Source organism: Actinophytocola gossypii (assembly GCF_025165815.1).
GTDB lineage: Bacteria > Actinomycetota > Actinomycetes > Mycobacteriales > Pseudonocardiaceae > Actinophytocola > Actinophytocola gossypii.
Genome location: NZ_JAFFZE010000016.1, coordinates 417,547 through 435,966, shown reverse-complemented (window position 1 = coordinate 435,966; position 18,420 = coordinate 417,547). Strand labels below are relative to the sequence as shown.

Genomic DNA, 18,420 nt, shown 5'->3' with positions numbered 1-18,420 from the left:
TAAGACCACCGTTACTGGATCTTTTGCAGGCCGAGACTTGAGCGCTCAGTCGCCGGTGGTCGCGCTCACCGGCTCCGGGTCGACCGGGCGGTGCATCTCCTGGCGGTACCGCACCACGCCCCACACCGTGCCGACCACGAGGAACGCGATGCTGCCCCAGAGCGCCACCGCCTTGAGCCACGGCATGCCGTCGATGATCCCGGCGGCGTAGTAGCCGATCAGCACCAGTGTCGGCACCCACGCGATCCCGCCGATGGACGTCGCCAGCGTGAACCGGCGCAGGTCCATGTTCGCCGCGCCGGCGATCAGCGGCGCGAGCGTGCGCACCCACGGGATCCACCTGGCCAGCACGATCGCCCAGAACCCACGGCGGTCCAGGAAGTCCCTGGCCCTGGCCAGGTTCTCGTGGTTGAGCACCCGGCCGCCGCGCCGGGCGATCAGCGCGTTGCCGGTCTTGTTCCCGATGTAGTACCCGAGCATGTTGCCGGCGACGGCGGTGATGGTCGCCGCGATCGACAGCAGCCAGGCGTGCGTCTCGTGGTCGTGCTGGGCGAGCACCACGCCGGCCGCGAACAGCAGCGAGTCGCCGGGCAGGAACAGCCCGACGATGAACGCGCACTCGGTGAACACGAACCCGAGCACGATGATCCACACCATGACCGGGCCTGCCGACTCGAGTACGCCGGTCGCGAGCGCGCTCGTCTCAGCCAGGTCTACGGACACGACCGGTAGCCTACGTGTCCGTTTTCGCGCGCATGGGGGGAACCGGACCTATCGCCCGCCGATCGCGCGTCGATTGTGTTCGGAATCACTCATGCGGCCGCGCGTGTCGCCTCGCCGGCGCGCACGTACTCGCCCACGTAGCGGATCGCCGCACGGCCCTCGGGGAGCAGCGGGTAGAACGCCGGGAACACGTGCACCTGCCCGGGCCACACCTGCAGCTCGCACGCGCCGCCGGCCGCGCGTAGCCCCTCGGCCAGCCGTTCGGAGTCGCCGAGCAGGCACTCGGTGTCCCCGACCTGGACCAGCACCGGCGGCCAGCGGCGCTTCGGCGCGCCGAGCACGTCGAGCCGGCGGTGCCTCGGCCCGTGCGCGCCGGCGTAGACGCGCCCGCACTCCCGCGCCCGGGCGGGCGGCACGAACGGGTCCCGCCGCACGGCGTCCCGGTCGTCGAGCTCGGCGCCGGTCAGGTCCAGGAACGGGGAGAACAGCACCGCGCCCGCCGGCATCGGCAGGCGCCGCCCGGCCAGCTCCGCCAGCAGCCCGCAGGCCAGGTGCCCGCCGGCCGAGTCGCCCATTACGACGATCTCGGCCGGTGCGTACCCGGAGGCGAGCAGCCACCGGTACGCGGCCAGCGCGTCGTCGGCCGCCGCCGGGAACGGGTGCTCCGGCGCGCGCCGGTAGTCGAGCAGGAACGCGGGCCGGCCGGTGGCCGAGGACAGCGCGGCCACCAGGTGCCGGTGCGTGCGCGGGGAGCCGAACGCGAACCCGCCGCCGTGCAGGTACAGCACGATCCCGGCGGCCCGGGCCGCGTCGCGGCCGGTGATCCAGGTGCCCCGGACGTCTCCGTCGGCGACCGCGGTCACCCGGGTGCCGCGCGGGATCGGGGTCAGCCCGACCGCGTCGAACGCCTCGCGGACGACCTGGAGGGCGGGGTTGCGGGTGATCGGCAGCCGGTCGCCGAGCGGGCGCAGGCCGCCCGCGAGCAGCTGGGCCAGCGCCCGGCTCCGCGCGCTCGGGGTGGTCGGCACGGGGTTCGGCGGTGCCACGCGGCCCACCTCCCGTCCCCGACGACGTTCAACATCAACGGTAAATGATGGGAGGTCCAACGAAAGTCTCAAGTGTCGTACGGTTGAGTACGTGCGCACCGACACCGGTTTGCTGGCGACCCTGACCGACGCGCTGGGCAAGGACGCGGTGCTCGTCGACCCGGACGTCACCGGCAGCTACCGCCGCGACATGATGCCGCTCGCCCCGCACGGCGCCCCGCTGGCCGTCGTGCTGCCGGGCAGCGCCGAGGAGGTCCAGGCCGTGGTGCGGGCGTGCGCGGCCGCCGGGGTGCCGATCGTGCCGCGCGGCGCGGGCAGCGGACTCTCCGGCGCGGCGAACGCCATCGAGGGGTGCGTCGTGCTGGTGACCACCCGGATGAACGAGATCGTCGAGGTCGACCCGGACAACCGGCTCGCCGTGGTGCAGCCGGGCGTGGTGAACCTGGACCTGCGCGGCGCGGTGGAGAAGCACGGGCTGTTCTATCCGCCCGACCCGTCGAGCTACGACTGGTGCACGATCGGCGGCAACCTGTCCACCAACGCCGGCGGCCTGTGCTGCGTGAAGTACGGGGTCACCACCGACTCGGTGCTTGGCCTGGAGGTCGTGCTGGCCGACGGCGAGCTGCTGCGCACCGGCCGGCGGACGGTCAAGGGCGTGGCCGGCTACGACCTGACGAAGCTGTTCATCGGCAGCGAGGGCACGCTCGGCGTGATCACCCAGGCCACGCTGGCGCTGCGGCCGCTGCCGCAGGCCCCCGGCACGCTGGTGGCCGCGTTCCCGTCGGTCGCCGCGGCGGGCGTCGCGGTGAGCCGGGTGGTGCGCGAGGGCGTGGTGCCGTCGCTGATGGAGATCCTGGACTCGACGTCGATCGCCGCGGTCGAGGCGCACCTGAAGACGGAGCTGGGCGCCGGGTCGGGGTGCGCCGCGCTGCTGCTGTGCCAGTCGGACTCGGGCGGCGAGCAGGCCGGGCGCGAGCTGGCCGCGATCGAGCAGGTCTGCCGGGACGCCGGCGCGGACCTGGTGCACTCCACGTTCGACCCGGCCGAGGGCGCGATGCTGCTGGCCGCCCGGCGCGCGGTGCTGCCGGCGCTGGAGGAGTACGGCACCTGGATGACCGACGACGTGTGCGTGCCGCGCACCCGGATCGCCGACCTGATCGCGGGCTGCGAGCGGATCAGCGCGGAGGTCGGGCTGAAGGTCGCGGTCGTCGGGCACGCCGGCGACGGCAACATGCACCCGACGATCATCTACGACGCCTCGTCGGAGGACGAGTTCGCGCGGGCCAACCAGGCGTTCCACGACATCCTGGCGCTCGGTCTGTCGCTGGGCGGCACGGTCACCGGCGAGCACGGCATCGGCAAGATCAAGCGCGAGTGGCTGGCCCGCGAGATCGGCCCGGTCGGGGTGCGCACCCACCGGGCGATCAAGGCGGCGCTCGACCCGGGGAACCTGTTCAACCCCGGGTCGATGTTCGACCTGTCCTAGAAGCGGGTGATCTCGGTGGTCGTCTCGGCGGCGGTCTCGATCGCGGCCTCGGCGACCTTCTTCTTCTCCCGGCGGGCCTTGATCACCTCGTAGACGATCGGCATGATCGAGATCAGCACGATCAGGATCAGCATCGCCTCGATGTTCTCGTGCACGAACGGGATCTGGCCGAGTGCGGCGCCGAGCAGGGTCACGCCGGTCGCCCAGAGCACGCCGCCGATGGCCGAGTAGGTGAAGAACTTCTTCGGGTCCATCCGGCCGACGCCCGCGATGGCGGTGATGAACGTGCGCACGATCGGCACGAAGCGGGCCAGGATGATGGCCCTGGCGCCGTACTTGTCGAAGAACTCGTGCGTCTTGTCCACGTACTCCTGCTTGAACAGCTTGGAGTTCTGCTTCTTGAACAGCGCCGGCCCGGCTTTCAGGCCGATCCAGTAGCCGCACACGTTGCCGATGAACGCGCACACCGTGAGCAGCACGCACACGAGCCACACGTCGGCGTCGATGATGCCGCTGGCCGCGAACATGCCCGCGGTGAACAGCAGCGAGTCGCCGGGCAGGAAGAACCCGATCAGCAGCCCGCACTCGGCGAAGATGATCAGGCACAGGCCGGGTAGCAGGAACGGGCCGAGCCCCCGCAGGATCGTCTCGGGATCGAGCCACGAAGGCATGATCGACATCACGTTGGCGGTGGCGGCGGCAATCGTCACACCGGACAAGGTACCGAAAGCGCTATATATCGTTATAGAAGGGTGAGCAGTCCGACCACCGCACCGGCCGCGAGCCCCAGGAGCAGGGCGAGCAGGAGCACCCACCCGACCCCGACGCCCCCCGGTTCGACCCGCCGGGTGGCCACCTCGGCGACCGGGTGACGCAGGGTGGGATCGGGTTGCCTCGGCAGCGTGACCCCGGAGCCGGAGAGCAGGCCGTAGCTGCCGAGCACCGGGCTGGTGCCCGGGTCCGGTTCCGGGTCCGGCTCGGGGTTCCGTTCCGTGCCGGGTGCCGGCAGCGGCGTGCGGGCGGCGTGCGCGCGCAGCGCGTCGGCGACCAGCCGTTCCGGGTCGTCGGTCACGTGCCCGACGGTACCCACTCGCCGTGGTGCAGGACCGCCTGTGGGTGCAGCGTGTCGTCGAGCAGCACCAGGTCAGCGGCGAGGCCCGGGGCGATCCGCCCGGCCAGGTCGCCGAGCCCGAGCAGCTCCGCCGGGCGGGTGCAGGCGGCGTGCACGGCCTCCAGCACGCCGAGCCCGCACCCCTCCACGAGGTTCCGGAACGCGGCGTCCATGGTGAGGGTGCTCCCGGCCAGCGACCCGCCCCCGGCGAGCGTCGGCACCCCGTCCTCGACCCGCACCTCGAGCCCGCCGATGTCGTAGACCCCGTCGCCGGCGCCGGCGGCCGAGATGGCGTCGGTGATCAGCACGGTCCGCCCGGTGCCCGCGTGCCGCGCCGCGAGCCGGACCACGGTCGGGTGCAGGTGCACGAGGTCGCAGATCAGCTCGACGGTCACCCGCTCGTCGTCCAGCAGCGTCCCGATCGGCCCCGGCTCGCGGTGGTGCAGCGGCCGCATCCCGTTGAACAGGTGGGTGGCGACGCTGGCGCCCGCGTCCACGGCCGGCACGACGTCCTCGGCCAGCGCGTCGGTGTGCCCGACGGCGGCGAGCACGCCCGCGTCCACCAGCCGCTTCACCGCCGGGACGGCGCCCTCCAGCTCGGGGGCGACGGTGACCATCCGGATGGCGCCCCGGCCGGCCGCGAGCAGCGCGTCCACCGAGTTCGCGTCGGGCGCGCGGAGCACGGCCGGGTCGTGCGCCCCGCACCGGGCGGCGGACAGGAAGGGGCCTTCCAGGTGGATCCCGGCGAGCAGCCCGTCCTCGACCAGTTCTCGCAGCGCCGCGACCTGCTCGACCAGCTCGGGGACGGGCCGCGAGACGAGGCTGGCGAGCAGGGTCGTGGTCCCGTGCCGGCGGTGGGCGAGCACGCCGTGCCGGACGTCGGCCGGATCGGTGCTGGTGAACGCGGCTCCGCCGCCGCCGTGGCAGTGGATGTCGACGAACCCCGGCACGACCCACCGGCCGGCGGCGTCGGTGACCGGGGCGTCCGTCACCGGCGGGTCGCCCGCGCCGACGGCACTGATCGAGCCGCCCTCCACGAGCACCCAGCCGGGGTCGAGCACGCCGTCCGGCGTCGCGACCCGGCCCCCGGTGATGAGCTGCGCAGCCATCGCCACACCCCTTGAACCCGCCGTTTCGACACTATTGGTCTATACCATAGCGGCTATCAGTCGACCGGGAACATTTCACAAAACGTCAACCGATCTCGTCAATCATAGTCAGCAAGGCGCGTTTGTCCACGCCGACCTGGACATGGGGTGACCCCGATGGCGGTCCGTAACCTTCACGTCCGGCGCCTGCTCGGCGACGCGGGAGTGCTCATCGACACACCGGCCACGGGTCCTCGCCCGAAGCGGAGTCAGTTCGGGGAGCGCATGATCTTCTGCAGCGCGTCCAGCGCCCGGCTCGCGGTCGACTTGACCGTGCCCTTCGAGATGCCGGCCGCCTCGGCGATCTCCGCCTCGGACAGGTCGCCGTAGTACCGGAGCACCAGCACCTCACGCTGCCGGGGCGGCAGCTTCGACAGCGCCCGGACCACCGACTGGTGCTCCGCGGTCAACATCGCCAGGCTCTCCGCGGAGCGGGCGTTCACCATGTGCGGCGGGGTGTACTCACGCGCGGTCTTCCGTCGCCGCAGGACGCTGCGCGAGCCGTTCACCACGGCCGTGCGCAGGTAGCCGAGCGCGGCCGCCGCGTCGCGCAGGTTGCCCCAGTGGCGGTGCAGGCCGGTGAACGCCTCCTGCACCACGTCCTCGGCCGTCGCCGGCTCGTCGACCAGCAGTACGGCCAGGCGCACCAGCCGCATCCGGTGCGTCCGGTACAGGTCCTCCAGGGTCAGCGGCGCCGGCTCCCGGCCGGGTATCGCGTAGCTGCCCGTGTCGATCGCCCGCAGGTGACCGAGCGTGCGCTCGACACTGCGCTCCGCGCTGCGCTCGATGCCCTGGTCCCCTGCCACGGGCCAAACCTACCGGTGCCGGGAAGCCCCGGGCAGTGCCAGTACCCGGGCCACTACCGTGCCGCCATGGCCTGCTTCACCGTCGAGACCACCTACACCGACGACCGCGACGCCCTCGCCGCCGCCCGGCCCCGGCACCGGGAGTACCTGGCGCGGCTCGTCGAGCAGGGCATCGTCGCCGCCGCCGGTCCCTGGGCCGACGACTCCGCCGGGTTCGCGATCTACCGGGTCGCCGACCGCGCCGAACTGGACCGGCTGCTCGACGAGGACCCGTACACCACCGAGCACGTCGCCGCGGCCAGGACGATCCACGAGTGGAACGTCGTCCTCGGCACGATCGGCTAGCCCCGCCCGGCCACCCTTCCCGCGTGTCGACAAGCGGGTTCGTGCGTTCCGTGTCCGCTCTACGCCTCCGTGACCGCCGAGTTCGGGACCGGCGCGCTGGACACGCGGAGCGAGCTGCTCGTCATGGGCACGGAGCGGATCGGCGGCAGCGGCCCGCTCCACCTCGCCGGCCGTCCGACGTTCACCACCGACGGCCGGTACCGTAGCGGCTCAGTACGTGCCGCCCAGCTTGCGGTGGTCCCAGCTGACCATCCCGGTCGGCCGGAACACCAGCCCGATCCGCTTGCGTGCCTGCACCCGCACGAACTGGGTCGCGGCCGTGGCGACCTGCTCGTTCGCGTTGTACCGGCGGGTCAGCTCGAACCCGATCCGCGTCACCCGCTCGGCGTCCTCGACCAGCTCGACGTCGCACTCCATCGACACGCCGCGCAGCTGGTCGTAGCTCTCGCCGGCCTCCACCAGCACGGTGGCCTGGGGGAGTCGCCGCAGGTTCTTCGCCTTCTGCGAGGTGCCGTAGGTCCAGGTCTCGACGACGTCGCCCTTCGGCACGTACCAGAGCGGGACCAGGTGCGGCCGCCCGTTCGGGCCGATCGTGGCGACGTTCGCGACCGTGCCCTCCGCGAGGAAGGCCGCGACCTCCTCCGGCGTCATCGTGATCCCCGCCCGCCGCGACATCCGCGCCTCCCCTGATCGGCCGCCCGCAGGCTACCGTCCGGCCGCGCTCCGCGCCGCCGCCCGCGCACCCGGCCCGACCATGCTGGCCTCCTCCGGCCCGCGCCGCTCGATGTCGGCGATCGCCGCCCGGTCCGCGTCCGGGACGATCCGCCGCGAGACCAGCTCCACGACCCGGGGGAGCAGCGCCCGGACCAGCTTCAGCGCGCCCACCCAGCCCGGCACGTGCACCGCCCGCGCCCGCGACCGGATCCCGGCGCTGATCAGCTCCACCGCGACCGGCAGCGGGTACTTCTTGCCCATCAGCCCGCGCTGGGTCCGGCGGATCGCGCCGAACACCGGGTGCTCGTCGGCGCTGTCCACCATGTCGGTCGCGATCCAGGTCGGGTGCACCACGCCGACGTCCACGCCGAGGTGTCGGACCTCGGCCCGCAGCGCGTTCGCGAGCGCCTCCACGCCCGCCTTGGCCGCCGAGTACGCCGCGTTGCCCGGGATGTGCACGATCGCCGCCGCCGACGACACCAGCAGCAGGTAACCCCGGCTCTCGACCAGGTGCGGCATCGTCACCCGCACGGTGCGCCACACGCCGAGCAGGTCGACCTCGATCACCCGCTCGAACGCCTTCGGGTCTATCGACCGGGTGAACCCGGTGGCCGCGATGCCGGCGTTGGCCAGGACGACGTCGATCCGCCCGTACCGCTCCACGATCGCGGCGACCGCGCGCTCCAGGTCGTCCCAGCTGGTCACGTCGGCCGTCCAGGAGCCGGCGTCCGCCCCGCACTCGGCTGCGACGGCCGCCAGCTCATCGGCCTCCAGGCCGACGAGCGCGACCTTCGCGCCCCTGCGCGCGAGGTCGCGGGCGACGCCGGCGCCGATGCCCCGCGCGGCCCCCGTGACCACTACGACTTTTCCGCGCACGTCCCGTTCCCGGTCGACCATCCCGCCTCCTCGAAGAGCGTTCGTCGCCTGAACTTACCATGAGTAACCTACTCGGAGTAGATGGCAAATGTGTACCGGATGTTCACCCCGGAAGGCTCTAGGTGACCGGGGGCCGGCGCGGCACGATCCGAAGTCATGGTTGATTCCCTGCTCGACCGTAGATCGGTCCTCAAGGCATCCGGCGTCGCCACCGTCGCCACCGTCGGCCTCGCGGTCGGCACCGCCCCCGCCCCCGCGGCCGCCGCCGTCGACGCCACGTTCGCCCACGGCGTCGCCTCCGGTGACCCGCTGCCCGACGCCGTCCTGCTCTGGACCCGCGTCACCCCGACCCCCGGCGCCACCCCCGGCTCCGGCGTGGGCCCCGAGGTCGACGTGACCTGGGAGGTCGCCACCGACCCGGCGTTCGCCGCCGTCGTCGCCTCCGGCACCGCCCGCACCGGCCCGGACCGCGACCACACGGTCAAGGTCGACGCCACCGGCCTCGCCCCGGCGACCACGTACCACTACCGCTTCCACCTCGGCGGCGCCGTGTCCACCGTCGGCACCACCCGCACCGCTCCGGCCGCCACCGCCGCGGTGTCCCGGCTGCGCTTCGGCGTGGTCTCCTGCTCCAACTGGCAGGAGGGCCACTTCGCCGCGTACCGGTACCTCGCCGAACGCGGCGACCTGGACGCCGTTCTGCACCTCGGCGACTACCTCTACGAGTACGGCGCCGCCACCGACGGCGTCCGCCGGCACGTCCCCGCGCACGAGATGGTCTCCCTGGCCGACTACCGCCGCCGGCACGCCCAGTACAAGACCGACGAGCACCTCCAGCGCCTGCACGCGTCGGTGCCCGTCATCGCGACCTGGGACGACCACGAGGTCGCCAACGACGCCTGGTCCGGTGGCGCGGAGAACCACCAGCCGGCGACCGAGGGCGACTACGCCGCCCGCCGCGCCCGCGCGCACCGGGCGTACTTCGAGTGGATGCCGGTGCGCAACCAGGCCGACCGGCTCTACCGCAGGCTGCGGTTCGGCCTGCTCGCCGAGCTGTCCATGCTCGACCTGCGCAGCTACCGCTCCCAGCAGGTGCCCCCGTTCGACGACGGCGTCGACGACCCGGACCGGACGATGACCGGCGCCGCCCAGCTCGCCTGGCTGCGTGACGGGCTGGTCGGCAGCGACGCGCAGTGGAAGCTCGTCGGCAACTCGGTCATGGTCGCGCCGGTGCTCGTGCCGCCGCTGCCCGCCGACCTGCTCGGCCCGCTGCTGGAGCTGCTCGGCCTGCCCCGCGAGGGCGGTGTGATCAACCCCGACCAGTGGGACGGCTACGCGGCCGACCGCCGGCTGCTGCTCGACGCCATCGCCGACACCGGCGTGCGGGACACCGTGTTCCTCACCGGCGACATCCACTCGTCGTGGGCGTCGGACGTGCCGCGCGACGCCGGCCTGTACCCGCTGTCGCCGTCGGTGGCGACCGAGTTCGTCTGCACGTCGGTGACCTCGGACAACATCGACGACATCGCCGGCGTCCCGCCGCGCACGGTCGGCCCGGTCATCGAGACCGCGCTGACCACGCTGAACCGGCACGTCCAGTGGGTCGAGGTGGACTCGCACGGCGCCTCGGTGCTCGAGGTGACCCCGGCCGGTGCGCAGATGGACTGGTACTTCCTGGCCAACAAGGCGGACCCGGCGAGCACCCTGACCCACGCCCGCTCCTACCGGGTGCGCGCGGGCACCCAGCGGGTCCGCCGCGTCGGCTCGCCGATCGGGAATTGATCGACCGCCCTCCTGGTTGTCTTCGATAATCATCGAAGAGTCGACGGATGGAGGCGGCGTGCACGGGTTGGGACTGTGGGAGCCGGCGAGCGGGTCGGAGCTGAACGAGCCGGAGGCACTGGCGGAGCTCGAAGCACTCGGCTTCGGCACCCTGTGGATCGGGAACTCGCCCCCCGAGCTGCGGTACGCCGAGCAGTTGCTGGACAACTCGACCACGCTGACCGTGGCCACCGGCATCGTGAACGTGTGGCTCGAACCGCCGTCGGTCCTCGCCGGGCACCGGGCCCGGGTGCTGGCCAGGCACCCGGGCCGGTTCCTGCTCGGCATCGGCGCGAGCCACCGTGCGCTGGTGGGCGACCGCTACACCAAGCCGTACGAGAAGCTGGTGAGCTACCTCGACGGCCTGGACGCCGAGGGCGTTCCGGCCGACGGCCGGGTGCTCGCCGCGCTCGGCCCCCGGGTCCTCCGGCTGGCCGGCGACCGCTGCGCCGGCGCGCACCCGTACCTGACCACGCCCGAGCACACCGCGAAGGCCCGCGCGGCCCTCGGCACCGGCCCGCTGCTGGTGCCCGAGCAGAAGGTCGTCCTGACCACCGACCGGACCGAGGCCCACACGCTCGGCCGCCAGGCGCTCTCGATGTACCTGGCGCTGCCGAACTACACGAACAACTGGCTCCGCCTCGGCTTCACCGAAGAGGACTTCGCCGACGGCGGCAGCGACCGGCTCGTCGACGCGATGGTCGCGTGGGGCGACGAGGACGCCGTCCGCGGCCGCGTCGAGGAGCACCGGCTGGCCGGTGCCGACCAGGTGGCGCTGCAGGTCCTCAACCCCGACCGGCTCGCCACGCTGCGCCGGCTCGCGCCAGCGCTGGCCGGCTGAGTACCGGGTGGTGGGACTCGTAGGATTCTGCTGAAGGCCGTGTCCAGCCCCGAGGAGGACGTACCGATGCCCATCGCCACACCCGAGGTCTACGCCGAGATGCTGGACCGGGCGAAGGCGAACGAGTTCGCGTTTCCCGCCATCAACGTGACCTCGTCCGAGACGCTGAACGCCGCGCTGCGGGGCTTCGCCGAGGCCGAGAGCGACGGGATCATCCAGGTCTCGACCGGCGGTTCCGAGTTCGCCTCGGGAACGAAGGTGAAGGACATGGTCACCGGCTCGGTCGCGCTCGCCGAGTTCGCGCACGTGGTCGCCGAGAAGTACCCGGTGAACATCGCCCTGCACACCGACCACTGCCCCAAGGACAAGCTGGACGGTTTCGTCCGTCCGCTGGTCGCGCTCTCCCAGGAGCGGGTGGCCGCGGGCCGCAACCCCCTGTTCCAGAGCCACATGTGGGACGGCTCCGCCATCGACCTGGACGAGAACCTGACGATCGCCACCGAGCTGCTCGACCAGGCGGCCAAGGCGAAGATCATCCTCGAGGTCGAGATCGGCGTGGTCGGCGGCGAGGAGGACGGCGTCGCCCACGAGATCAACGAGAAGCTGTACACGGCCGAGGGCGACTTCATCAAGACCGTCGAAGCGCTGGGTTCGGGGGAGAAGGGCCGCTACCTGCTGGCCGCGACGTTCGGCAACGTGCACGGCGTGTACAAGCCAGGGAACGTCAAGCTCCGCCCGGACGTGTTGAAGCGCGGCCAGGAGGTCGTCACCGAGAAGCTGGGCCTTGCCGCGGGCTCGAAGCCCTTCGAGCTGGTCTTCCACGGCGGCTCGGGCTCGCTGCTCGAGGAGATCCACGAGGCTCTGTCGTACGGCGTGGTCAAGATGAACATCGACACGGACACGCAGTACGCGTTCACCCGTCCGGTGGCCGCGCACATGTTCGCCAACTACGACGGTGTGTTGAAGGTGGACGGCGAGGTAGGCAACAAGAAGGCCTACGACCCCCGCAGTTACCTGAAGGCCGCCGAGCAGGGCATGGCCGCGCGCGTGACCCACGCGTGCGAGAACCTGAAGTCCGCCGGCCGCATGCTGGCCGGCTGAGCGAACGGGACCGGGCCGTCGGGCAGGATGCGGGTATGACGCTGCAAGAGAACCTGTTCGGCGGCCCGCCCGCGACCCAGCTGCCCGACCGCCCCGAGCCCCAGGCGGCCATGGCGTCGGGGACCGAGCCCGCCAAGGTCGTCACCCAGTGGCCCGACTTCAGCGAGGGCTGGGCCGCCCTGGCCGAGCTGGCGCTGACGGAGAACAACCCGGTGGCCGCGTACGCCTACGCCCGTACCGGCTACCACCGGGGCCTCGACCAGCTCCGCCGAGCGGGTTGGAAGGGCCACGGCCCCATCCCCTGGTCCCACCGCCCGAACCAGGGCTTCCTCCGCGCCCTGGCCGCCCTGGCCCGAGCCGCCGAAGCCATCGGCGAGACCGAGGAACACGCCCGCTGCGCCCAGTTCCTCGCCGACTCCGACCCCGAGGCCCCCGCCCAGTTGGGCCTGGCCTGACCCCGCGCTCCACCCGGACCGCCCGCGTCAACCACCCCAGTTGTCCACAACCACGCCGGTTGTCCACATGTTGATCTAGGTACCTTCCCCCGTGACCTTCCGCCGATAGACTGGCAAGGCGGGACGCCCCCGGGATCGGGTGGGGGTTGTCGTACGGGGGTTTGTGTGGGTGGGGGTTGGGCGGGGCGGGTCAGCCGGTGGGACGGTTGAGGACGCCTACCAGCAGGGAGTGCACGGCGGCGTGGTCGCGGTCGTCGGCAACTCGGCAGGAGCCGCCGCGTAGGTGGTACCACTCCGTTGCCCCGGCGTACCGGACCTTCGCGGTCACCACGCCGTCCTTGGACAGGGTGGTGCGCAGCTCCAGGTCGCCGGTCAGGACGCCGACCTCCTCGGTCAGCACGCCACCCTGACCGGCGACCAACGGGCTCTTGTACGAGTTCAGCACGTACCCAGCATGTCCGACAACGCCCCCTGCTCCGCCGAGTTCACCGTCAAGTCGTACACGTACTTCACATGCGTGTACGCCCGCGCGTACTCACACCAGTGCGACTCCAGCGGCGGCTTCCACGCCTCCGGGGTCTGGTCGCCCTTCGACTGGTTCACGTTGTCGGTCACCGCCCACAGCTGGGGGGACGACAGGTCGTTCGCGAACGCCTCGCGCTCGGCGGTCGTCCACTCCGACGCGCCGCTGCGCCACGCGGCCGCCAGGGGCACCATGTGGTCGATGTCCACATCGGACGGTTCGCTCCACGTGTCGCCGTCGTACGGGCTGGTCCACGTGCCGGACGTGGGGTAGCAGTCCGTCCCCACCTCGACACCGTCACCGTCGCGGCGGAGGACCATCTCGCGGGTGTTGCAGTTGCCCTCGACGGACGACCAGTGCGGGAACAGGTCACGGTCGTAGCCGTCCATCGACCCGTCGGGGGCCACCGTCAGCGAGGACAGTTCCGACCTGGCGGTTTCCGCGTCGGGGATTCCCGGCGGTACGGCGGACGCCGAGCCACCACCCACCGCGACCGCGGCTCCGGCGGCCAACAACAACGACGCACCGAAAACCCGTGCTTTCCCCGACTTCGTGAGCATGACGCCTCCGTGTGACAGTCCAGGACGAGACGTCCCTGACTGTGCGACACGAAGTTGACACGATCAATACCACTCGGTGACGGTGAGTGAAAACCCTGGAATTCCCGACTTTCGGTGGGGGCTGAACGGCTCAGTACGGCCGCGCACGCTCGCGCAGACCCGGGGCGACCGTCTCCGTCGAGGCGCGGGGGAACGAGATGCGGTCCGGTACGCCGTCCGAGACGTAGCGCAGCGACGGGGACGCCGCGAGCTTGTCCAGCCACACCGTCGAGCACACCTCGGCCTCGGGGCCGGTGCCGGACTGGGACCGGATCCGCGGAATCCCGGACGGCTCGAACTCGGCGCTGTACGGCGACGGCGACGGGTTCGCCCCGACCAGGAACGCGCCCCGGTACCGGTACCCCTCTCCGTGCAGCGCCAGCTCGGGCGGCTCGGGCTGGATGCCGAACGGCAGCGCCAGCGTGCTCGGCTCACCCCCGACCTCCCGCACCAGCCGGTCCAACTCGACGATCTCCCGCCGCACCTGGTCCGGAGTGGACTCGCCGAGGTTCGCGTGCGTCGCCGTGTGGTTGCCGATCTCCATCCCGTGTTCCAGCAGCCACGGCAGCGTGCGCCGCCCACCCGGATCGCCGAACGGGTCGGCGTTGACGAAGAACGTCGCCACCGGGCGGAACTCCGGGTGCCGCTCGGCGACCTCCTGCATGATCGACACCGCCGTACCGGGCTTCGGTTCGCCGGCCTCGGTCAGCGCGAACTGGCTCGGGTCCGCGTCGTCGAACGTGAGCACCACCGGGTGCGCACCGGCCGGGACGTCGAGGTCGCCCGCCGCGAACCGGCCGGCGGTGACCGGCACGTAGCCCTCCTCGGCGAGCCGCTCCAACTCGGCGCGGAACCCGTCGGGGGTCCGGTCGTACACGGACTCCGGCTTCGCGACGATCCGGTGGTACATCAGCACCGGCACCGAACCGAGCTCGTTCGCGCCGACCTCGGCCGGGTCCGGGGGCGCGGAACCGCTGGTGGTGGGCGGCGGTGAGGACGACGCCGGGGCCGGCGCGGGCTGCGGGGTCCCGCCCTGCGCGGCGCATGACGACAGCGCGAGCAGGGCCGCGAGCGGGACGAGGATTCGGCTTGGCACGTCCTCCACTGTCGAGCAGCTTCCGCGCATCGGACAACAGCAAGGACACGTTCGGGTGACTATGTGTTAGTTCTTCGTTGCGGTGGGCAACCCCGCTGGCACCTGTGACGATCACCCGACCGGGGGGTGGAGGATGGCTGAACGAACGAGGCGCCGGTGGATCTGGGTACTGGCGGTCGTCGGTGTGCTGGCCGCGGTGGCGGTCGCCGTGCCGGTCGGCGTGTGGAGCATGGGCGGCAAACCCGACATCGACGGCGTCGCCGACGGCGCGGTCCTGCACCCCGACCGCCTCGGCGACCTCGCGGTCAGCGCCGACGACGACATCGTGCTGCTCGTCGACGGCGAACAGGTACGCACCCGGCGCGACGGCGACCGGATCGTGCTCGCCGACCCCGGCCTCGATGAGGGCGTCCACAGCGTGACCGCCCGCGACACCGCGCCGCTGCTCCCGGACCGGGAGACCACCCACCACTTCACCGTCGACGCCACCCCGCCCGAGCTGACCGTCGACGACACCGAGGTCACCTCGCTGACCGAGCCGTACACGCTCACCGGCCGGGCCGAGGACGCCAGCGTGGTCACCGTCGACGACCAGGTCGTCCCGCTCGAGGAGGACGGCACCTTCTCCGTCGAGCTGCCGCGCCCGCCGGCGACGGTGAGCGTGCTCGCCCGCGACGCCGCCGGCAACACCGCGACCGAGGAACACCAGGTCCAGGTCCGCCACCCCGGCATGCGCGCGGTGCACATGAGCGCCATGGCCTGGTCCTCGCCGACGCTGCGCGACCCGGTGCTGCGCATGGCCCGCGAGGGCCGGATCGACACCGTCCAGCTCGACATCAAGGACGAGGCGGGCGACGTCGGCTACCTGTCGAACGTGCCGCTGGCCAAGCAGATCGGCGCCACCAACGACCACTACGACGCCAAGGCCGTCGCCGAGCAGCTGAACGACCTCGGGGTCCGCCTGGTCGGCCGGCTCGTCGCGTTCCGCGACCCGGTGCTCGCCGAGGCGTCCTGGGCGTCCGGGAAGCACGACCGGGTGATCCAGACCAGCGGCGGCACGCCATGGTCCGGCTCCTATGGCGAGTACGCCTTCACCAACTTCGCCAACCCCGAGGTGGTGGCCTACAACGTCGCGCTCGCCGAGGAGGCCGCGGAGCTGGGCTTCGACGACATCCTCTACGACTACGTCCGCCGCCCGGAGGGCTCGCTGGAGCAGATGCGGATTCCGGGCCTCCAGGGCACCCCGGAACAGGCCATTGTGGACTTCCTGGCCACCAGCCGGGACTCGGTCCGGCCGCACGGCGCGTTCCTCGGCGCCTCGGTGTTCGGCATCGCCGTGGACCGGCCGACGGCGATCGCGCAGGACATCGGCGCGATGGCGCCCGTGGTCGACTACGTCTCGCCGATGGTCTACCCGTCGCACTGGGGGCCGGGCGAGTTCGGCGTGGCCAACCCGGAGTCGCAGCCCTACGACATCACCTACCGCTCGCTCAAGGCGTTCGTCGACCTGATGAAGGGCAGCGGGGCCGAGGTGATCCCGTGGCTGCAGGCGTTCAGCATGAGCAGGACCTACGGCCCGGCCGAGGTGGCGGCCCAGATCGACGCCGCGAAGAAGGCGACCGGCGCGGAGTCCTACCTGCTGTGGAACGCCTCCTGCCGGTACGACACCACCGGCCTGAAACCCGCGAGCTAACGCCGGATCCGCAGGTCGTCGGTGTGCCGGTACCAGGTCCAGCGGTTCATCGGACGCGGGTGGCGCACGCCGTCGCGCACCGGGGTCACCGGCTGCTCGCCGCCGAACTGCACCGCCCGCCCGCTCACCGTGCTCGACCGCCGGCGCAGCAACCCCTTCCGCACCACCGTCACCGCCAGCCCCGCCCCGGGGTCCGGGGTGACCTCGACCCGCTCCGCCGTCCCGCGCAGCGGCGTCGCGTCGTCGCAGAGGACCGTGCCGTGGACGGGGGCCAGGACGCCGAGACCGAGCAGGACGCCGCCGGCGTCGTCGCGGATCAGCGGCACCGTCCCGGCCGCGCCGTCGAGCGCGGCACCCACCCGGTCCGCCGGCAGGCCCCAGACCCTGGCGACGGGCGAGGACGCCGACACCGGGACGTACCCGACGGTCACGTCCAGCCGGTCAAGGCGGAGCAGCCGCAGCACCACCGCGGCCAGGTCGGCGTCACTCCCGTGTACCAGGACGTCACCGCTGGTACCGGCCTTGATCAGCGCGTCGATGTCCGACTTGCCCGGTGTGGTGGGGATCTCCACGGCATCGGATCCGCTGGCCGAGGCCAGTTTCCGCCAGTCCGGGCTGGTGACGGCCGGGCCACAACCCAGTATCAGTGCGCCCACCCGCCGCCTCCTGGTCTACGCTCAATCACCGGCATTTCCGCTGAACCCCAGGAGTTTCACATGCCGGCCATCGTGCTCATCGGCGCCCAGTGGGGCGACGAGGGTAAGGGTAAGGCCACCGACCTGCTCGGCGAGCGGGTGCAGTGGGTCGTGCGTTACCAGGGCGGCAACAACGCCGGGCACACGGTGGTGCTGCCCGACGGGCAGGACTTCGCGCTGCACCTGATCCCGTCCGGCATCCTCACCCCGGGCGTCACCAACGTGATCGGCAACGGCGTGGTGATCGACCCCGGCGTGCTGCTCGACGAGCTGGCCGGCCTGGAGGAGCGCGGCGTGGACACGTCCCGCCTGCTGCTCTCCGCGGACGCGCACCTGATCATGCCGTACCACGTGGCCATCGACAAGGTCACCGAGCGGTACCTCGGCAAGGCCAAGATCGGCACCACCGGCCGCGGCATCGGGCCGGCGTACCAGGACAAGGTCTCCCGGGTCGGCGTGCGCGTGCAGGACCTGCTGGACGAGAAGATCCTGCGGCAGAAGGTCGAGGCCGCGCTGGACGTGAAGAACCAGATCCTGGTCAAGGTCTACAACCGGCGCGCGCTCGACGCCGAGCAGGTCGTCGACTCCGTGCTGGAGGCGGGCGAGAAGTTCGGCCACCGGATCGCCGACACCCGGCTGCTGCTCAACGAGGCCCTGGAGCGCGGGGAGAACGTGCTGCTGGAGGGCTCCCAGGGCACGCTGCTCGACGTCGACCACGGCACCTACCCGTTCGTCACCTCGTCGAACCCGACCTCCGGTGGCGCGGCCGCCGGCTCTGGCATCGGGCCGACCAGGATCACCACGGTCATCGGAATCCTCAAGGCGTACACCACCCGCGTCGGCTCCGGCCCGTTCCCGACCGAGCTGCACGACGAGATGGGCGAGCGGCTGCGCAAGACCGGCGGCGAGTTCGGCGTCACCACCGGGCGGTCCCGGCGCACCGGCTGGTTCGACGCGGTGATCGCCCGCTACGCCGCCCGGGTCAACGGGATCACCGACTACTTCCTGACCAAGTTGGACGTCCTGTCCGGACTGGAGACCGTGCCGGTGTGCGTCGGCTACCGGGTCGACGGCAGGACCGTGCACGAGATGCCGATGACCCAGACCGACGTGCACCACGCCGTCCCGGTCTACGAGGAGCTCCCCGGCTGGTGGGAGGACATCTCCGAGTGCCGCGACTTCGACGAGCTGCCGGCCAACGCCCGGTCCTACGTGGAGCGCCTGGAGGAACTCGCCGGCGCCCGGATCTCCGCCATCGGCGTCGGCCCCGGCCGCGAGCAGACCATCGTCCGCCACTCCCTCACCGGCTGAGTGCGATGGAGGGAGCCCTCGTCGCGTAAG

Annotated in this window: 20 protein-coding genes; 8 read left to right on the top strand and 12 right to left on the bottom strand. The window is 72.0% G+C overall.

The genetic code is table 11. From position 1 onward, the window contains the following. Positions 1-45: 45 nt before the first annotated feature. Both JT362_RS23360 and JT362_RS23355 read right to left on the bottom strand, forming a co-directional pair. The gene (locus tag JT362_RS23360; RefSeq protein ID WP_375546549.1) at positions 46-657 is read right to left on the bottom strand and encodes a DedA family protein; all 612 of its coding nucleotides are present in this window, start codon (positions 655-657) and stop codon (positions 46-48) included. A 155-nt stretch (positions 658-812) separates the two neighbouring features. After that, a complete protein-coding gene (locus tag JT362_RS23355) occupies positions 813-1,769 on the bottom strand; it encodes an alpha/beta hydrolase (RefSeq protein WP_260193782.1) in 957 nt (318 codons plus the stop codon). A gap of 91 nt (positions 1,770-1,860) precedes the next feature. Between JT362_RS23355 and JT362_RS23350 the strand changes: the two genes are divergently transcribed. Further along, positions 1,861-3,255, top strand: coding sequence for an FAD-binding oxidoreductase (locus JT362_RS23350; RefSeq protein ID WP_260193781.1), 1,395 nt, complete (start codon positions 1,861-1,863; stop codon positions 3,253-3,255). On the opposite strand, the gene JT362_RS23345 is transcribed toward JT362_RS23350, so the two are convergent. From JT362_RS23345 to JT362_RS23330, 4 genes are all read right to left on the bottom strand, one after another. Further along, on the bottom strand, positions 3,252-3,935 hold the full coding sequence (locus JT362_RS23345) for a DedA family protein (RefSeq protein ID WP_260193841.1): 684 nt from the start codon (positions 3,933-3,935) through the stop codon (positions 3,252-3,254). The two genes, JT362_RS23350 and JT362_RS23345, sit on opposite strands and share 4 nt — an antisense overlap. Positions 3,936-3,997: 62 nt before the next feature. Beyond that, positions 3,998-4,327: a hypothetical protein gene (locus JT362_RS23340; protein ID WP_260193780.1), complete on the bottom strand. Its 330-nt coding sequence runs from the start codon at positions 4,325-4,327 to the stop codon at positions 3,998-4,000. Further along, positions 4,324-5,475, bottom strand: a complete 1,152-nt coding sequence (nagA, locus tag JT362_RS23335) for an N-acetylglucosamine-6-phosphate deacetylase (protein ID WP_260193779.1) — start codon at positions 5,473-5,475, stop codon at positions 4,324-4,326. Before nagA ends, JT362_RS23340 begins: the two co-directional genes overlap by 4 nt. Positions 5,476-5,723: 248 nt before the next feature. Beyond that, positions 5,724-6,320: a SigE family RNA polymerase sigma factor gene (locus JT362_RS23330; RefSeq protein WP_260193778.1), complete on the bottom strand. Its 597-nt coding sequence runs from the start codon at positions 6,318-6,320 to the stop codon at positions 5,724-5,726. Between the two features lie 66 nt (positions 6,321-6,386). Here JT362_RS23330 and JT362_RS23325 point away from each other — a divergent pair, with 66 nt between their 5' ends. Continuing rightward, positions 6,387-6,665: a YciI family protein gene (locus tag JT362_RS23325; RefSeq protein ID WP_260193777.1), complete on the top strand. Its 279-nt coding sequence runs from the start codon at positions 6,387-6,389 to the stop codon at positions 6,663-6,665. 210 nt (positions 6,666-6,875) lie between these two features. Here JT362_RS23325 and JT362_RS23320 read toward each other — a convergent pair whose 3' ends face one another. Both JT362_RS23320 and JT362_RS23315 read right to left on the bottom strand, forming a co-directional pair. Continuing rightward, the gene (locus tag JT362_RS23320) at positions 6,876-7,340 is read right to left on the bottom strand and encodes a pyridoxamine 5'-phosphate oxidase family protein (RefSeq protein WP_260193776.1); all 465 of its coding nucleotides are present in this window, start codon (positions 7,338-7,340) and stop codon (positions 6,876-6,878) included. Between the two features lie 30 nt (positions 7,341-7,370). Beyond that, the gene (locus JT362_RS23315; RefSeq protein WP_260193775.1) at positions 7,371-8,276 is read right to left on the bottom strand and encodes a short-chain dehydrogenase/reductase; all 906 of its coding nucleotides are present in this window, start codon (positions 8,274-8,276) and stop codon (positions 7,371-7,373) included. A gap of 135 nt (positions 8,277-8,411) precedes the next feature. On the opposite strand from JT362_RS23315, the gene JT362_RS23310 reads away from it, so the two are divergent. From JT362_RS23310 to JT362_RS23295, 4 genes are all read left to right on the top strand, one after another. Then, positions 8,412-10,037, top strand: coding sequence for an alkaline phosphatase D family protein (locus tag JT362_RS23310; RefSeq protein WP_260193774.1), 1,626 nt, complete (start codon positions 8,412-8,414; stop codon positions 10,035-10,037). A 58-nt stretch (positions 10,038-10,095) separates the two neighbouring features. Beyond that, entirely contained in the window at positions 10,096-10,917 is an 822-nt protein-coding gene (locus JT362_RS23305) for an LLM class F420-dependent oxidoreductase (protein ID WP_260193773.1), read from the top strand. Between the two features lie 66 nt (positions 10,918-10,983). Then, positions 10,984-12,018: a class II fructose-bisphosphate aldolase gene (gene fbaA, locus JT362_RS23300; protein ID WP_260193772.1), complete on the top strand. Its 1,035-nt coding sequence runs from the start codon at positions 10,984-10,986 to the stop codon at positions 12,016-12,018. Positions 12,019-12,053: 35 nt separating this feature from the next. Then, a complete protein-coding gene (locus JT362_RS23295) occupies positions 12,054-12,473 on the top strand; it encodes a DUF3151 domain-containing protein (protein WP_260193771.1) in 420 nt (139 codons plus the stop codon). A 190-nt stretch (positions 12,474-12,663) separates the two neighbouring features. Here the strand turns inward: JT362_RS23295 and JT362_RS23290 are convergent, their stop codons facing one another. From JT362_RS23290 to JT362_RS23280, 3 genes are all read right to left on the bottom strand, one after another. Continuing rightward, positions 12,664-12,918 (bottom strand): hypothetical protein, encoded by a 255-nt coding sequence (locus tag JT362_RS23290; protein ID WP_260193770.1) that lies wholly within the window; start codon positions 12,916-12,918, stop codon positions 12,664-12,666. Continuing rightward, on the bottom strand, positions 12,912-13,556 hold the full coding sequence (locus tag JT362_RS23285) for a GmrSD restriction endonuclease domain-containing protein (RefSeq protein ID WP_260193769.1): 645 nt from the start codon (positions 13,554-13,556) through the stop codon (positions 12,912-12,914). Before JT362_RS23285 ends, JT362_RS23290 begins: the two co-directional genes overlap by 7 nt. Before the next feature lie 130 nt (positions 13,557-13,686). Next, positions 13,687-14,691 carry a polysaccharide deacetylase family protein gene (locus JT362_RS23280; protein WP_260193768.1) on the bottom strand — a complete coding sequence of 335 codons (1,005 nt, stop codon included), beginning with the start codon at positions 14,689-14,691 and terminating at the stop codon, positions 13,687-13,689. 133 nt (positions 14,692-14,824) lie between these two features. Between JT362_RS23280 and JT362_RS23275 the strand changes: the two genes are divergently transcribed. Further along, the gene (locus JT362_RS23275) at positions 14,825-16,384 is read left to right on the top strand and encodes a putative glycoside hydrolase (protein WP_260193767.1); all 1,560 of its coding nucleotides are present in this window, start codon (positions 14,825-14,827) and stop codon (positions 16,382-16,384) included. Here JT362_RS23275 and JT362_RS23270 read toward each other — a convergent pair. Beyond that, complete coding sequence (locus tag JT362_RS23270) at positions 16,381-17,040, bottom strand: hypothetical protein (RefSeq protein WP_260193766.1); 660 nt, start codon at positions 17,038-17,040, stop codon at positions 16,381-16,383. The genes JT362_RS23275 and JT362_RS23270 overlap by 4 nt on opposite strands. Before the next feature lie 60 nt (positions 17,041-17,100). Between JT362_RS23270 and JT362_RS23265 the strand changes: the two genes are divergently transcribed. After that, positions 17,101-18,390 (top strand): adenylosuccinate synthase, encoded by a 1,290-nt coding sequence (locus JT362_RS23265; RefSeq protein WP_260193765.1) that lies wholly within the window; start codon positions 17,101-17,103, stop codon positions 18,388-18,390. The last annotated feature ends 30 nt before the right edge of the window (positions 18,391-18,420 follow it).

Coding starts and splice junctions, on each gene's coding strand:
- JT362_RS23360 (WP_375546549.1), bottom strand. CDS start 657: ATGGTGTGGATCATCGTGCTCGGGTTCGTGTTCACCGAGTGCGCGTTC.
- JT362_RS23345 (WP_260193841.1), bottom strand. CDS start 3,935: ATGTCGATCATGCCTTCGTGGCTCGATCCCGAGACGATCCTGCGGGGG.
- nagA (WP_260193779.1), bottom strand. CDS start 5,475: ATGGCTGCGCAGCTCATCACCGGGGGCCGGGTCGCGACGCCGGACGGC.
- JT362_RS23325 (WP_260193777.1), top strand. CDS start 6,387: ATGGCCTGCTTCACCGTCGAGACCACCTACACCGACGACCGCGACGCC.
- JT362_RS23320 (WP_260193776.1), bottom strand. CDS start 7,340: ATGTCGCGGCGGGCGGGGATCACGATGACGCCGGAGGAGGTCGCGGCC.
- JT362_RS23315 (WP_260193775.1), bottom strand. CDS start 8,276: ATGGTCGACCGGGAACGGGACGTGCGCGGAAAAGTCGTAGTGGTCACG.
- JT362_RS23310 (WP_260193774.1), top strand. CDS start 8,412: ATGGTTGATTCCCTGCTCGACCGTAGATCGGTCCTCAAGGCATCCGGC.
- fbaA (WP_260193772.1), top strand. CDS start 10,984: ATGCCCATCGCCACACCCGAGGTCTACGCCGAGATGCTGGACCGGGCG.
- JT362_RS23295 (WP_260193771.1), top strand. CDS start 12,054: ATGACGCTGCAAGAGAACCTGTTCGGCGGCCCGCCCGCGACCCAGCTG.
- JT362_RS23285 (WP_260193769.1), bottom strand. CDS start 13,556: ATGCTCACGAAGTCGGGGAAAGCACGGGTTTTCGGTGCGTCGTTGTTG.
- JT362_RS23275 (WP_260193767.1), top strand. CDS start 14,825: ATGGCTGAACGAACGAGGCGCCGGTGGATCTGGGTACTGGCGGTCGTC.
- JT362_RS23265 (WP_260193765.1), top strand. CDS start 17,101: ATGCCGGCCATCGTGCTCATCGGCGCCCAGTGGGGCGACGAGGGTAAG.